Genomic DNA, 14,271 nt, shown 5'->3' on the forward strand with positions numbered 1-14,271 from the left:
GCTATTTATTCCATAGCAACCACCATGCCGACCCTGACGCTCCCCCAAGCCCGTAACCTGCACCTGGCCGCCCAGGGGTTGCTGAACCCGCCACGCCGCAAAGCCACTGCGCAGGGCTTGCGCGAGTGCATCCAGCGCATGCAGTTGCTGCAGATCGACACCATCAGCGTGGTGGCGCGCAGCCCGTATCTGGTGCTGTTTTCGCGGCTGGGGGCCTACCCGCAGGCCTGGCTGGACGCGGCCCTGGCCAGCGGCCAGTTGTTTGAAACCTGGGCGCACGAGGCCTGCTTTGCCCCGGTGGAAGACCTGCTGCTGCACCGCAGCTACAACCAGCACACGCGCCGCCACTGGGGCCTCATCAACGGCCAGGCCACCCAGGTCCGCCAGCGCACCGAGCTCGACGCGCTGCTGGCCCACATCGGCACGAACGGACCGGTCAAGTCTTCTGAATTCGCCCGCACCGACGGCAAAACCAGCGGCGGCTGGTGGGACCGCAAGGACGAAAAGCGCTGGCTGGAGGCCCTGTTTGCCAGCGGCGAGCTGATGGTGTCCCGGCGCGACAGCTTCCAGCGCGTCTACGACCTGGCGCACCGCGTACATCCCCGACTCAGCGATGCGCCGCTGCCTGCCGCTGCCGAGGTACACACCGGCTTTGTGGAAAAAGCCATCCTCGCCCTGGGCATCACCCAGGCCCGCTGGGTGCACGACTATTTCCGCCAAAAGCCGCGCCTCAAAGATGCCGACCTGGACGCCCTGGTGGCGCAAGGTGTGGTGCAGCGCGTGGCCGTGGAGGGCTGGACGGCCCCCGGCTACGTGCACCACCAGCACGCCGCGCTGCTGGAAAGCGCCGCCGCAGGCCAGTTGCGCGCCACCCACACGACGCTGCTGTCACCCTTCGACCCGGTGGTGTGGGACCGCGAACGCGCCTCCACCCTGTGGGGCTTTGACTACCGCATCGAGTGCTACACGCCCGAAGAAAAACGCACCTACGGCTACTTCGTGCTCCCCATCTTGCACCGCGGGGCGCTGGTCGGCCGACTGGATGCGAAAGCGCACCGGGCGCTGGGGGTGTTTGAGGTGAAGGCGTTGTTTGTGGAGGAAGGGGTGAAGTTGGGCGATGCGGCAGTAACGGCGGTGGCGGAAGCGATCCAGCGCTGCGCGGATTGGCATGGCACGCCGGAGGTGCGGGTGGGGCGGGTGGTGCCGGAGGCGTTGCAAGACAGGTTGCGTGGGGCGCTAATCGGCCCTTAGCGCCATCGCCGAAAGACTGTTTACTCTGTTACCGGGTGCACCACTGCATTTCACACGGAACGCCGTCGTGGTTCCCGTCCATCCTGACACCCGGGTAGTTTGCCAAGAAGTACTTGGCCTCCGGCGTGCATGGCGGTCTCGACCACCATTGGGCTGCGTCGGTGGAGCGAATGCCCGGAGGCATTCCGCTGGCCAGCAAACACTTTCACCCTCTGCCATCTACCAAAGTGCCGAATCGCGCATGTCTGCCAGCCGCTTGCGCGCCTGGCTTTTTCGGTAATGCAGTATGCAGCCGGCAACGACCAACGCTAAACCACTGTAGAGCAGGTCTTCCCAGATGGTCAGACTTCTGCCCAGCCAGGTCGGCGCCAAAGCGAACACGCCTGTGGCGGCGAGTACCGCTGCAATGGCTGCAAGAATGGTGTTCCACATGGACTTCAGCGCCGGGTAGGGAGATGCTGGTCTTGCGTGCGAATGGGGCGAGAACCATGGGTTTGCAGCCGCCATCCAGGCTCAGTGCGGCATGGCCGCGCGGGTCAGTGCATCGTGGATGGTGCCCTGCGCGTTCATGTTGCGCACCATGCCCAGGCCGTTGGAACTGGCATTGATCATGGTCTGGACGTTGATCTGCTGGTTGTTCAACGTGTTCTGGATGATGGTGCCCGCCCCGATGTTTGCGAGATTGGCGGGAACACTGTTGCCCGGGCCGTTCTGCACCAGGTTCAGGCCACTCAGCTGGCCATTCAATTGCACAGCCTGCGCGGGTGTCAGCTTGGACAGTTCGCCAAGGTTCAAGGTGGTTTCTGTCATCAATGCACCATTGATATAGACCGCGCGGCTAATGCCAAAGCTGACCAGCAGTCCGCCCCCCAGGTCGAAACCACCGCGCAGCTGGTCCAGGGTGTGGTCGCTGACAGTGTGCCAGAGGCTGCCGTCGGCGGGTTTCTGCAGCGGCTCGGCTGCCTCAGACCTGTCGGAGAAGTAGCTCAGGATCACCAGAACGGCGGCGATGCACAGGTTTCTTCCCCATTTGGTGAAGATAAAGGGGCGGGTTCGCATCAGAAGTCTCCGGGCCCGAGTCGGGGCAGGGCGATGCCGGCAAGGCCATCGCGGTTCAGGCCATCCCCTACGGGGGCACGCTGCGCTACGCTCCAGTCGGCCTGCAGATTGAAGCGGGCGGCGTCCATGCGGTTGTGCACCACAAACAGCAGGCGATTTTGCCAACTCTCCTCAAAAGCCGCGCGTGCCACGGCACGCGTGCCACGCGCGGGGTCGCCGACCAGTACCCGGTCGGGTTGGACGCCTTTGACCACCACAAAATGGTGGTAGCCGCTTTCGTTGATCAGCACGATGGCCGGTATGCGGGCCTCGTTGAGTTTGTCCAGTGGCTGCTCGAACCCATCGGCCTCGAAGCCATGCGCTGCCAGCACACGCTTCATGTCGAGCATCGAAAAGCCTTCGCGCTGGATCTTGCCCTGGTCGCCGTGCGTGTACATCTCTTCAAAGACCTGTTGCTCGCTGACCGGGTAGTTGTAATGGTGCGTCAGCAAAGTGGCCACGGCGGCCGAGCCGCAACTGAAATCGTATTTCTGCAGCAGTGTGCGGGTCCAGCGGGCTTCGCGGATGCTGGTGACCGGTACGCGGAAGTCCCCCGCGCCCATGGATGGCAAATGCGCTACCTGCGCGGTTGCTGCGCCGACACCGCCGACCAGCATGAAAGAGAACAGCAGGCGGCGCATGGTCTTGCCATCAGTTCATCTGCAGATGCAGGATGACTGCATTCTGGATCAGCACATTCGCCCCAGAGTTCTGGATCACCACCGGTATGCCGTTCATATTGGTGAAAGCGCCAGAGCTGATGGCGTTGTTGCCGGTACTGACCTGTTGCGCGGTGTTGTCAGAGGTGGTGCCGGTCAATGCCATGTCGTTGCGGACGATCTGGGAACCGCCACGGTAGTGGCCCAACGCTACCAGGCTGACTGGTTTGCTGAAGCCCTCCATCCTTTTGGTGCCCGCACTGCCGCCCGCGTCTACCACGGTCTGCGCTGTGGCCGATGCCACCAGTACGCAGGCCAGGGATAGGCCGCCTGACCAAGATAGTATTTTTTTGGCTTGCATGAAGTTGTCCCCTCGGTCTCTCGATGGCGTGGCTAGGGTGCCGGTATCCCCCCTGCAGCCCGCTTCCGAAGATGCGGACTGCAGGGGGTTACGGGCTACGACTCAATGGCCCACAGACAAATTGGCTTGCACGTTCACGCTTTGCTGGACCAGCGATGCGATACCGCTGTTCTGGCTGGCCACCATGATGCCCGCAGCCGACTGGCCGACGCTGGTCATGGTGTTGGACATGTTGAACGTACCCGCATCGACGGTGTTGGTGCCAGCAGCGCCACCTGTGCCGCTACCACCTGCACCGGCTGTGCCGCCTTGTGCGGTGTTGGTGCCGCCGTTGCCAGCGCCGCCAGCACCACCGGTACCGCTGCCGCCCGCACCACCAGCACCCGCTGTGGCGGTGCCACCCGTAGCGGCGCCGCCGGTGGCGCTGCCGTTGGTGGCTGCACCGCCCGCACCGCCCGTGCCGGCGCCCGCGGTACGGGTGCCGCCACCGGCATTGGCCGATGCAGTGCCGCCAGCACCGCCTGCGCCCCCAGCGCCTGTCGTGCTGGTGCCGCCCGAGCCGGTTCCCGTGCCGGTGCCGGTTGCGGTCCCATTGTTGCCGTCGCCATTGGACGCGGTTCCGGTGCCCGTGCCATTGGCATTGGCAATGGCCCGGCCGCTGTTGCCGCCGTCGTCGCCGTTGGCAATGGCCCTACCGGATCTATCGCCACCGCTGGCACTGCCACCCCAGCCGCTACCAGCTTTGCCGCCATCGGCGCTACCGTTGATCGTCTTGGTGCTGGCTCCCGCTGTGTAGGCCCTGCCGCCATTGCCACCGTCTGCGCCTTCGCCTTTGCCGCCCGACCCGCCGTTGCCTTTGCCGGATGCATAGCCGCCCTTGGCATTGCCGCCATCGCCGCCATAGCCCTTACCGCCATTGGCGTTGCCGGTGTTGTAGGCGTTATTGCCAATGCCGTAGATGCGAACGCCCGAAACGGAGCCTTCCAGCTTGCTGGTGGCCGTGGCGGTTGCTACGTTGAAGGCATTTGTGAATGTGCCCGTTGAGCCATTGTTGAGGGCTGCAGAGCGCGAGCCACTGGCTTCGGCCGACCCGGTATCCCGGTAGTTGGTGCTGCTATTGGCGTAAGAGTGGGTGCTGGAATCTGTCTTGGATATGGTTTTTGTATTCGTCTTCGAAATGGTCTTGGTATCGGTGTTCGTCCTACTGCTCGAATCGGTGATGGTGCTGGTGGCAGTATTGGTGTTACTGCCGCCGTCATCGGCCCGTTGCCGTGAATTGACATCCACCGTGTCGGCCAGTGCCAAACCGCTCAGACCAAATGCTGTGACAAGAGCAGAAGTCAAAAGTGTTTTTTTCATAAAGCCTCCAAATATTGAAATTAGAAAATGCCAGATGTGAGCTGTGGTGCCACAGCTCCGGTGCTGCAACAGCAAATCATGTGCCATCTTTTTTTGCTTTTATTTGTATGCGATCCATGGGGGGAAGTAGCCTATTTTCTAGGTGAATCTACCTATGCGCGGGGCCTATCTGCACCGATCTGCCTATCGAATTCCATTATTGGTTGTAACGAATCCGTGACGACATTCGGCTCCGCTGCTGCCGCGTTCGCGGCTGGGAGCAAGGACTTTGGGGGTGTTTTCTGGGGATTCGCTGCGGGCTCTACAGTGGCCACTTGTCATGGGTGCGTGACAGTGCTCCGTAGACTTTTCGGGGCCGCACTAGCGGGCAATGTAGCCAGTTTCCCAGCACCCACGCGTGTGCGGCTGAGGTCCATACACCGTCAAGCACCTAAACCATTGCATCAATTGTGTGACATTCGATTGCAAAACCATTTGCACGCACAGTTTCAATTGGGTAATTTTTTGAGTACAAAATTTATCTAGATTGTTGCAAAATACACGCAAGAAAAAGTAAGGCCCTGCCGCCTTGAAAACAAGGAGTTGTTCCATGAAGACCTTTTGCGAGGATCGGACGTTATTGCTCGTGGCCTGTTCGTCGGTGGTGTGGGCCTGCACCAGCGCCCATGCCCAAGACGTACCGCCAGCCCCCAGCGTAGACCAGCGCATCGAGGCGTTGCAGCAACTGGTGGCCGAGCAAGGGCGGCAGATAGAGGCCTTGCGGCAGCAGGTGAATGGTCAGCCGGGTGTTGCGAACGATGCCCCGCAGCCCGCCAACAATGCCCCCGTCGGCGCTGCCGAAGGCTCGACCCAGGCGGTGCGCGTTGGCGTGGCCCCCAGCGAAGACCCCCAGGTTCCCAAGATGGTCCAGCTGTTCGACCAGCCCGGCATCTTGACCCCGCGGGGCCACTACGTCCTGGAACCGTCCATGCAGTACGGTTACTCATCCAGCAATCGCGTGGCCCTGGTGGGCTACACCATCATTCCGGCCTTGCTGATCGGGCTGATTGATGTGCGGGAGGTCAAGAGCCATGTGACCACGGCAGCGTTGGCGGCACGCTGGGGCATCACCAACCGGCTGGAGGGGGAGTTGAAAATTCCCTATGTGTACCGTTCCGACTCCACCGTCAGCCGGGAGATCTTCACGGGCTCTGCATCAGACCGTGTCTTTAACAACAGCGGCAAGGCGGTGGGCGACATTGAGGTGGCGGCCCGTTACCAGTTGAACCAGCCCAAGAATGACTTTCCGTTCCTCATCGGCTCGCTGCGCTTCAAGTCCCGCACCGGTAAAGACCCCTTTGAGGTGGTCACCGATTGCGTTACGCGCTGCGTGGGCAACACCACCGGCACCGGACTTCCCATGGAGTTGCCCACAGGATCGGGCTTTTATTCACTGCAAACCGGCCTGACCTGGTTGATGCCATCCGACCCTGCCGTGTTCTTTGGGAGTTTCACGTACACCCATAATTTTGGCCGCAGCGATGTTTCCCGTACGGTGCTGGGCGGGGAACGCGAATTCCTGGGTTCCATCAAGCCGGGGGACGTGTTGGGTATCAATTTTGGTGTCGGACTGGCTATCAACGAGCACTCCACATTCAGCGTCGGCGTCGATATGAATTCGCTGGGTCGCACCCGGCAAAATGGCCAGCCGGTGGCGGGCTCGGTGCGCACGCAACTATCGTCCTTGCTGCTGGGCTACTCTTACCGCATCAGCCCCAAGACCACCATCAATGTGGCCGTGGCGGCGGGGCTGACGCCCGACACGCCGAATCTGACCCTGACTGTCCGGATTCCCATAGCGTTCTAGCGGTACCCACCATGTTAGTCCGGGACATTTTGTGCGTGAATTTAGGGGGCGATGGGCAAGCCATCTGCACCCAGCTGGAAAACAGGGGCTGGTCGCCCACGCAAGTCGTCGACCTGGCGGCCGCCAGCCGGATCCTGGCCCAAAAGCAATTTCAGGTGGGCCTGCTGGTCATGGGCGCCGCGCAGACAGTGACCGAAGCGGCCCTGGAAGCCTGTGTCAAGGCCTCCAAAGGGACAGAGTGGGTGGCGGGATGCACCACCCAGGCGTTGGAGTCTTCCGGTTTTCGCGATGTGATTCTGGGTTTCTTCCTGATGTACCAGACCTTGCCGCTGGACTGGTCTGTCTTGCCCTGTTTTCTGGAACACGCGCTGCAGCGCGCCATCCTTCGGCATCGGCACTACGCCCCCATGCACTCTGCCGGGGCCCTGGGCATGGTGGGGCATGGGGCGGCCATCACCCATTTGCGCCAGCAGATCCGAAAGGTTGCCGCAACGGTGGCGCCGGTGCTGATTGGCGGAGAGAGTGGTTGTGGCAAAGAGTTGGCGGCGCAAGCCATACACCGGTGTTCGCGGCGTGCTTCCGGGCCGTTCGTTGCGGTCAATTGCGGCGCCATTGCGCCGTCACTCATCCAGTCGGAACTGTTCGGTTACGAGCGCGGAGCGTTTACCGGTGCTTCGGCACAGCACAGCGGACTGATCGAGGCTGCCAACGGCGGCACCATTTTTCTGGATGAAATCGGTGATTTGCCACTGGAGCTACAGACCAATCTGCTGCGATTTTTGCAGGAAAAGACGATCAACCGCGTGGGTTCTGTGCGCAGCCTGACGGTAGACGTACGGGTGGTGGCGGCATCCCACATCGACCTTGCCGAAGCGGTGGCCACGGGACGGTTCCGGGAGGACCTGTACTACCGCTTGAACGTGTTGCCCATTGAGGTTCCGCCGCTGCGCAGCCGCATGGAAGACGTGCCGGAACTGGCCGAGCATTTCTTGCACTGCTGTCGGGCGGAATGCAGTACCCGTGTGGACGGGTTTCGCAGGCAGGCCATCGCGGCCATGCAGGCACACCATTGGCCCGGCAATGTGCGGGAACTGCACAACCGGGTGAGGCGCGCAGTGGTGATGGCCGAGCAGCACTTGATTGGGTCTGCCGACCTGGGTTTGGCGGCGCCGGAAAAGCCCGAAAGTATCGGCCTGGATGCCGCCCGAACGGTGGCCGAACGTGACGTCATCAGCCTGACCCTCGCCCGTGCGGGGAGCAACATCACGACGGCGGCCCGTGAGTTGGGCATTTCACGCATGACCCTGTACCGCTTGATGGACAAACACAGCATTGCGCAATACGGGCAGTAGCCAGGCACAACGGGCCACAGATGCTGCAAAGGCCCGCCACAGCGACTTTGGGTGGAACCGGACGCTGGCCGACGTGGCTTGATCCGGGCCATCGCACAAGGAAGCATGGTTTCTACCGGTGGAAGTGGCGAATGGGTACCAGCGCACCCGGATAATCCCCGGATATGTTGAAAATCGAGTTCCCCGAATCCCTGCCCGTATCCGCCAAGCGCGACGAGATCATGGAGGCCATTGCCCAGCACCAGGTGGTGATCGTGTGTGGCGAAACCGGCTCCGGCAAAACCACCCAGTTGCCCAAGATCGCCCTGGCCATGGGCCGCGGCAAGCTGAACCATCCTGGCGCGCACGGCCACCTCATCGGCCACACCCAGCCGCGGCGGATTGCGGCCAGTTCGGTGGCCAAGCGCATTGCCGAAGAGCTCAAAACCCCGCTGGGCGATGTGGTGGGTTTCAAGGTGCGTTTCCAGGACCGCCTGGGGCGCGATGCCTCGGTGAAGCTCATGACCGACGGCATCTTGCTGGCCGAGACGCAGACCGACCCTTTGCTGCAGGCCTACGACACGCTGATCATCGACGAGGCGCACGAGCGCAGCCTGAACATCGACTTTTTGCTGGGCTACCTGCGCCAGATATTGCCGCGCAGGCCGGATTTGAAGGTGATCGTCACCTCGGCCACCATCGATGCCGACCGCTTCTCCAAGCACTTTGAATCGCGCCACGGCCCGGCACCCGTCATCATGGTGTCAGGGCGCATGTTCCCGGTGGAGCAGCGCTACCGCCCCTTCGAGGAAAGCCGTGAATACGGGCTGAACGACGCGATTGCCGACGGTGTGGACGAGCTGTGGCGCGACCCGCACAACGCGGGCGACATCCTGATCTTCCTACCCGGCGAGCGCGAAATCCGCGAGGCCGCCGACCACCTGCGCAAGCACGTCTCACACCAGCCGCTGTACCGCAGCGCCGAGGTGCTGCCGCTGTTTGCCCGCCTGAGCCCGGCCGAGCAGGACCGCATCTTCGACAACCATGGCGACCGCCGCATCGTGCTGGCCACCAACGTGGCCGAAACCTCGCTCACCGTGCCGGGCACGAGATACGTGATTGACGCAGGTACCGCGCGCATCAAGCGCTACAGTTTCAGAAGCAAAGTGGAGCAGCTGCTGGTGGAGCCGGTCAGCCAGTCTTCGGCCAACCAGCGCGCCGGGCGCTGCGGGCGGGTGGCCAACGGCATCTGCATCCGGCTGTACGACGAGGTGGACTTCAATGGCCGCCCGCGCTTTACCGACCCCGAAATCCTGCGCAGCTCCCTTGCGGGCGTGATCTTGCGCATGAAGTCGCTGCACCTGGGCGTGGTGGACGACTTCCCGTTCCTGGAGCGCCCCTCCAGCCGCGCGATTGCCGACGGCTACCAGCTGCTCAACGAGCTGGGCGCGGTGGACGATGCGAACGAGCTCACCGCCATGGGCAAAGAGCTGGCCAAGCTGCCGCTCGACCCGCGCGTGGGCCGCATGATTCTGGAAGCCCGCGACCGGCAGGCGCTGGATGAGGTGCTGGTGATTGCATCGGCCCTGAGCGTGCAGGACGTGCGCGACCGCCCCATGGACATGCAGGCCCAGGCCGACCAGGCGCACGCCAAGTTTGACGACGACCGCAGTGAATTCAGCGGCTACCTGAACCTGTGGAAGTGGATCAACGACGCACGGGGCGGAAATGGTGGAGAGGGGAGCGCACACAAGCTCAGCAATCGCCAGTACGAGCAGTTGCTGCGGCAAAACTTCGTCAACATCCGCCGCGTGCGCGAGTGGCGCGACATCTACAGCCAGCTGCACACCGTGGTGGCCGAGCACAAGTGGCGCTTGAACGCCGCCCCGGCCAGCTACGAGCAAATCCACCTCTCCATGCTGTCGGGCCTGCTGGGCAACATCGGCTGGAAGACCGAGGGCGACGAGGTGGCGCAGACCGAGTACCTGGGCGCGCGCGGCATCAAGTTCCACCGCCATCCCGGCGCGCATCTGCGCAAGAAGCCGGGCCGCTGGATCGTGGTGGCCGAGCTGGTGGAAACCACGCGCCTGTTTGGCCGCGGCATTGCGGGCATCGAGCCGCAGTGGGTGGAGCAGGTGGCAGGCCATTTGCTCAAAAAGCAGCTGCTCGACCCGCATTGGGAAAAGAAGGCCAGCGAGGTCACCGCGCTGGAGCGGGCCACGCTGTACGGCATCGTCATCTACAGCGGCCGCCGCGCCAACTTTGGCCGGGTGGACCCGGTGGGCGCCCGCGAGATCTTCATCCGCGAAGCCCTGGTACAGGGCCAGTGGGACTGCAAGTTCCCGTTCCTGGAGGCCAACCTCAAGCTCATCAAGCAGGTGGAAGACCTGGAGCACAAGGCCCGCAGGCAAGACGTGCTGGTAGACGACGAGCTGATCTACGCCTTCTACGACCAGCAATTGCCCGCCGATGTGTACGGCGGCGCCAGCTTCGAGCGCTGGTACCGCGACGCGCTGCAGCACAACCCCAAGCTCCTGCTGCTGACCCGCGAGGAGCTGATGCGCCACGAGGCGGCGGGCATCACCACCCAGTCTTTCCCCAAGACCATCCGCCTGGGCGGCGTGGACTGCGCGGCGACCTATTTGCACGAGCCGGGCGATGCCAAAGACGGCCTGACCGTCACCGTGCCGCTGTTCGTGTTGAACCAGGTGAACGACGAGCGCTGCGAATGGCTGGTGCCCGGCATGCTCAAAGACAAGGTGCAGGCCCTCATCAAAACCCTGCACCAGCGCCCGCGCTCGCGCCTGGTGCCGCTGCCCGAAACCGCCCGTACGATGGCCGAGACGCTGAACACGCCCGAGCTGTTCGGCCAGGGCCCGCTGGTGGATGCGGTGCTGAAGCTGGTGCGTGCCGCCACCTCGCTGGACATTGCCCGCGCCGACATCAAGGCCGACATGCTCAGCCCGCACCTGTTCATGCACTTCCGCGTGGTGGACGAGCATGGCCGCCAGCTCGGCACAGGCCGCAACCTGGGCGCGCTGAAGGCCGAGCTGGGCGCGCAGGCGCGTGGGGCCTTCCAGGCTCTGGCGGGCTTAAAGATGGCCCAGAATGCTGAGACTTCCAAGCCAAATCAGCCTGCAGCGCCCATTCCGTCAGCGCAAGCAGCTACTAAAAAAGTAGCAACGCCGGTGGCCCCCGCCCACCAGCGCTACACCGCCTGGACCTTTGGCGAGCTGCCCGAGCTGCTGGAAATCCAGAAGGGCGGCCAGACGCTGATCGGCTACCCCGGCCTGATCGATGCGATTGACGCGGTGACCATCGAAGTTTTCGACGAGCCCGAAGTGGCCGCCGCCAAGCACCGCGCCGGCCTGCGCCGCCTGTTCTCGCTGCAGATCAAGGACGCGCTGAAGTACCTGGAAAAAAACATCCCCGACCTGCAAAAAATGGCCGTGGTCTACATGCAGGTGGGCAAGAACGCCGACGGCTCGGGCGGTGGCACGGTAGAGGAGCTGCGCGCGCAAATCATCGACGTGGCACTCGACCGGGCCTTTTTGCTCGACCCGCTGCCCACCGACGAATTTGCCTTCAAGCGCCGCATCGACGAAGGCCGGGGCCGCCTGACCCTGATCGCCAACGAGGTGGCGCGCCTGGCGCTGACGGTGCTCACCGAATACGGCACGGCCGCCCGCAAGATCAAGGACACCAAGAACGCCCCCGAGGCCACGGCCGATGCCGCCCAGCAACTCGCCCGCTTGATCCCCAAGCGTTTCCTCGCTGCCACCCCCTGGCCCGCGCTGCAGCACACCGCCCGCTACCTCAAGGCCATCACCGCCCGGCTGGACAAATACCGCGCCGACCCGGCCCGCGACGCCGCCCGCATGCTGGAGCTGCGCCCGCAGGAACAGCGCTACTGGCGGCTGGTGGCCGAGCGCAAGGGCGTGGCGGATGCGCGCATGCAGGAATTCCGCTGGCTGCTGGAAGAGCTGCGCGTGAGCTTTTTTGCGCAAGAGCTGAAAACCCCGCAGCCCATCAGCGTGAAGCGGCTGGACAAAGCCTGGGCGCAGCTGGGCTAGTTGCTATTGTTTTGAGAGCTGCTTGTGCTGGTGGGATAGGCGCTGGCGGCCTATTTTTTATAAATTCCGCCAGCCCGGTGTAAAAAGTCCCAATATTTTTACCCGGGTTTAACTTGCGCCTTGTTATATCCGGGTAGAATTCGTCTATTCTTTTTAACCCGGATAAAATTATGGCTTGGTTGGACACCCCCTGTACCGCCTTTGAAGGCGAGCGCTGCATTGCCGCGGGCACCCTGCGCGACGTGGCACCGCGCGCTAAGGCGGCGGCCGACCTGGCCGCAGACAGCCCGGCACCGCCGCCCTTGCTGGTGTTTGCGGATGCCAGCAGCGAGACCATCGAGCTGGACTGGCGCGGCCCGCCAGAGGTGTTCACGGCGCGGCTGGAACGCCAGGCGCAGGCGCTGGATGCCCTGGCCCCGCCCGAAGCGCCGCCTGCACCCGACACCGACACCCCCCGCGGCCCCGGCCGCCCCAAGCTGGGCGTGGTGGCCCGCGAGGTGACGCTGCTGCCGCGCCACTGGGAATGGCTGGCTACCCAGCCGGGCGGCGCATCGGTGGCGCTGCGCAAACTGGTGGAGCTGGCGCAGCGCCAGTCGCAGGCCCAGGACCAGGTACGGCGCACGACCGAGGTGGCGTACAAATTCATGTCCACCATGGCGGGCCACCTGCCGGGCTTTGAAGAGGCCAGCCGGGCGCTGTTTGCCCATGACCTGGCCGGGTTTATCGCACGGATCGCCGCCTGGCCGGTCGACGTGCAAGCCCATTTGCACAAGATCCTGGCCGAGGCGTGGCAGGCATGAACCGCGCGCTGTCTGCCGCGTCCGCCCCTGTGCCCAAGCCGCTGTGGAAGGTGTATCTGGCGTTTCTGGTGCCCATGATTGCCAGCAACTTCCTGCAGGCGCTGTCGGGCACGGTCAACAACATCTACCTGGGCCAGATGCTGGGGGTGGGGGCCATGGCCTCGGTGTCGGCGTTCTTTCCGGTGCTGTTTTTCTTGATCGCTTTCATGATCGGCCTGGGGGCCGGTGCGGCCGTGCTGATCGGCCAGGCCTGGGGTGCCCAGGACCTGGAACGCGTCAAGGCGGTGGCGGGCACCACGCTGATGGTGGGCGTCTGCGCCGGGCTGGTGGTGGCGGTGTTCGGCGGTGGCTTCACCCCCGGCCTGCTGCGCGCTTTGGGCACCCCGGTCGACATCCTGCCCGGGGCGGTAGCCTATGCGCGGGTGATGCTGCTGGCGGCACCGGCGGTGTTCCTGTTCTTGCTGGTCACCTCCATGCTGCGCGGCGTGGGCGACACCACCACGCCCTTGAAGACGCTGCTGATTTCCACCACCATCGGCCTGCTGGTCACGCCCGCGCTGATCCGCGGCTGGGGCGGCCTGCCGCAGATGGGCGTGGCCAGTGGCGCCTATGCGGCGGGCATCGGTTTTGTGGTGGCTATGGCCTGGACGGCCTGGGCGCTGCGCCGCGCCCGGCATGTGCTGGCACCGAACGCGGGCCTGTGGCCGCATCTGCGCATCGACCGGGCCATTCTGGGCAAGGTGCTGCGCATTGGTTTGCCGACCGGGCTGTCGATGATCACCATCTCGATTGCCGAAATCGCCGTGCTGTTTCTGGTGAACCGCTTTGGCTCGCAGGCCACAGCGGCGTATGGCGCGGTGAACCAGATCGTCTCGTACGTGCAGTTCCCGGCGATTTCGATTGCCATCACCGCGTCCATCCTGGGGGCCCAGGCGATCGGGGCGGGGCGCGGCCACACGCTGGGGCAGATTGCCCGCACCGGTATCTGGCTGAACCTGCTGCTGACCGGCGCGCTGGTGCTGCTGGGCTATGTGTTTTCGCGCAGCATGCTGGGGCTGTTCATCACCGATGGGCAGGTGGTGGACATGGCGCAAACCCTGCTGCACACCATGCTGTGGAGCAGCGTGGTGATGGGCATGTCGATGGTCTTGTCGGGCCTGATGCGCGCCAGCGGCACGGTGCTGGTGCCCACACTGTTGACCATGCTGGCGATTGGCGGGGTGGAGATACCGGTGGCCTGGGTGCTCAGCGGCATTTACGGGCTGAACGGCATCTGGGCGGCCTACCCGGTGGCGTTCTTGGCCATGCTGGCCATGCAAACCGCGTACTACCGTTTGGTGTGGCGCAAAAAGCCCATCCGCGCGCTCTGAAGGGGGCGTGCACCCCAACGGGTGGGGCCTGAAATTCCGTACATTGGCGCGGACCAGCCGCTTTACACTGGACTTTTCTGGCCTTATCGGCGGGAGGTCCAAAAATGTGGCAACGCGTCTGCG

12 protein-coding genes are annotated in these 14,271 nt (G+C 63.8%); 6 read left to right on the forward strand and 6 right to left on the reverse strand.

Going from position 1 to position 14,271, the window contains the following annotated elements; all coding sequences use genetic code 11:
- Positions 1-24 precede the first annotated feature (24 nt).
- Complete coding sequence (locus AB3G31_RS10275; protein ID WP_367850073.1) at positions 25-1,251, forward strand: winged helix-turn-helix domain-containing protein; 1,227 nt, start codon at positions 25-27, stop codon at positions 1,249-1,251.
- A 28-nt stretch (positions 1,252-1,279) separates the two neighbouring features.
- Here the strand turns inward: AB3G31_RS10275 and AB3G31_RS10280 are convergent, their stop codons facing one another.
- The 6 genes from AB3G31_RS10280 to AB3G31_RS10305 all read right to left on the reverse strand — a co-directional run bounded on the left by AB3G31_RS10280 (position 1,280) and on the right by AB3G31_RS10305 (position 4,728).
- The gene (locus AB3G31_RS10280; RefSeq protein ID WP_367850323.1) at positions 1,280-1,435 is read right to left on the reverse strand and encodes an excalibur calcium-binding domain-containing protein; all 156 of its coding nucleotides are present in this window, start codon (positions 1,433-1,435) and stop codon (positions 1,280-1,282) included.
- 35 nt (positions 1,436-1,470) lie between these two features.
- Positions 1,471-1,683, reverse strand: coding sequence for a hypothetical protein (locus AB3G31_RS10285; RefSeq protein ID WP_367850074.1), 213 nt, complete (start codon positions 1,681-1,683; stop codon positions 1,471-1,473).
- An 81-nt stretch (positions 1,684-1,764) separates the two neighbouring features.
- The gene (locus AB3G31_RS10290) at positions 1,765-2,310 is read right to left on the reverse strand and encodes a hypothetical protein (protein ID WP_367850075.1); all 546 of its coding nucleotides are present in this window, start codon (positions 2,308-2,310) and stop codon (positions 1,765-1,767) included.
- The gene (locus AB3G31_RS10295) at positions 2,310-2,966 is read right to left on the reverse strand and encodes a C39 family peptidase (protein ID WP_367850324.1); all 657 of its coding nucleotides are present in this window, start codon (positions 2,964-2,966) and stop codon (positions 2,310-2,312) included. Before AB3G31_RS10295 ends, AB3G31_RS10290 begins: the two co-directional genes overlap by 1 nt.
- Positions 2,967-3,000: 34 nt before the next feature.
- Entirely contained in the window at positions 3,001-3,369 is a 369-nt protein-coding gene (locus AB3G31_RS10300; RefSeq protein ID WP_367850076.1) for a hypothetical protein, read from the reverse strand.
- Positions 3,370-3,471: 102 nt separating this feature from the next.
- A complete protein-coding gene (locus AB3G31_RS10305; RefSeq protein ID WP_367850077.1) occupies positions 3,472-4,728 on the reverse strand; it encodes a hypothetical protein in 1,257 nt (418 codons plus the stop codon).
- A 589-nt stretch (positions 4,729-5,317) separates the two neighbouring features.
- Between AB3G31_RS10305 and AB3G31_RS10310 the strand changes: the two genes are divergently transcribed.
- The 5 genes from AB3G31_RS10310 (at position 5,318) to AB3G31_RS10330 (ending at position 14,148) form a co-directional block, all read left to right on the forward strand.
- Positions 5,318-6,574, forward strand: a complete 1,257-nt coding sequence (locus AB3G31_RS10310) for an acetate kinase (protein ID WP_367850078.1) — start codon at positions 5,318-5,320, stop codon at positions 6,572-6,574.
- 11 nt (positions 6,575-6,585) lie between these two features.
- Positions 6,586-7,926 (forward strand): sigma-54 interaction domain-containing protein, encoded by a 1,341-nt coding sequence (locus tag AB3G31_RS10315; RefSeq protein WP_367850079.1) that lies wholly within the window; start codon positions 6,586-6,588, stop codon positions 7,924-7,926.
- 164 nt (positions 7,927-8,090) lie between these two features.
- Positions 8,091-11,978 carry an ATP-dependent RNA helicase HrpA gene (gene hrpA / locus AB3G31_RS10320; protein ID WP_367850080.1) on the forward strand — a complete coding sequence of 1,296 codons (3,888 nt, stop codon included), beginning with the start codon at positions 8,091-8,093 and terminating at the stop codon, positions 11,976-11,978.
- 170 nt (positions 11,979-12,148) lie between these two features.
- Positions 12,149-12,778, forward strand: coding sequence for a DUF2239 family protein (locus AB3G31_RS10325; protein ID WP_367850081.1), 630 nt, complete (start codon positions 12,149-12,151; stop codon positions 12,776-12,778).
- Complete coding sequence (locus AB3G31_RS10330) at positions 12,775-14,148, forward strand: MATE family efflux transporter (RefSeq protein ID WP_367850082.1); 1,374 nt, start codon at positions 12,775-12,777, stop codon at positions 14,146-14,148. Before AB3G31_RS10325 ends, AB3G31_RS10330 begins: the two co-directional genes overlap by 4 nt.
- Positions 14,149-14,271 lie beyond the last annotated feature (123 nt).

Origin of the sequence: Rhodoferax sp. WC2427 (genome assembly GCF_040822085.1) — a bacterium.
In the GTDB taxonomy this organism is placed as follows: Bacteria; Pseudomonadota; Gammaproteobacteria; order Burkholderiales; family Burkholderiaceae_C; genus Rhodoferax_B.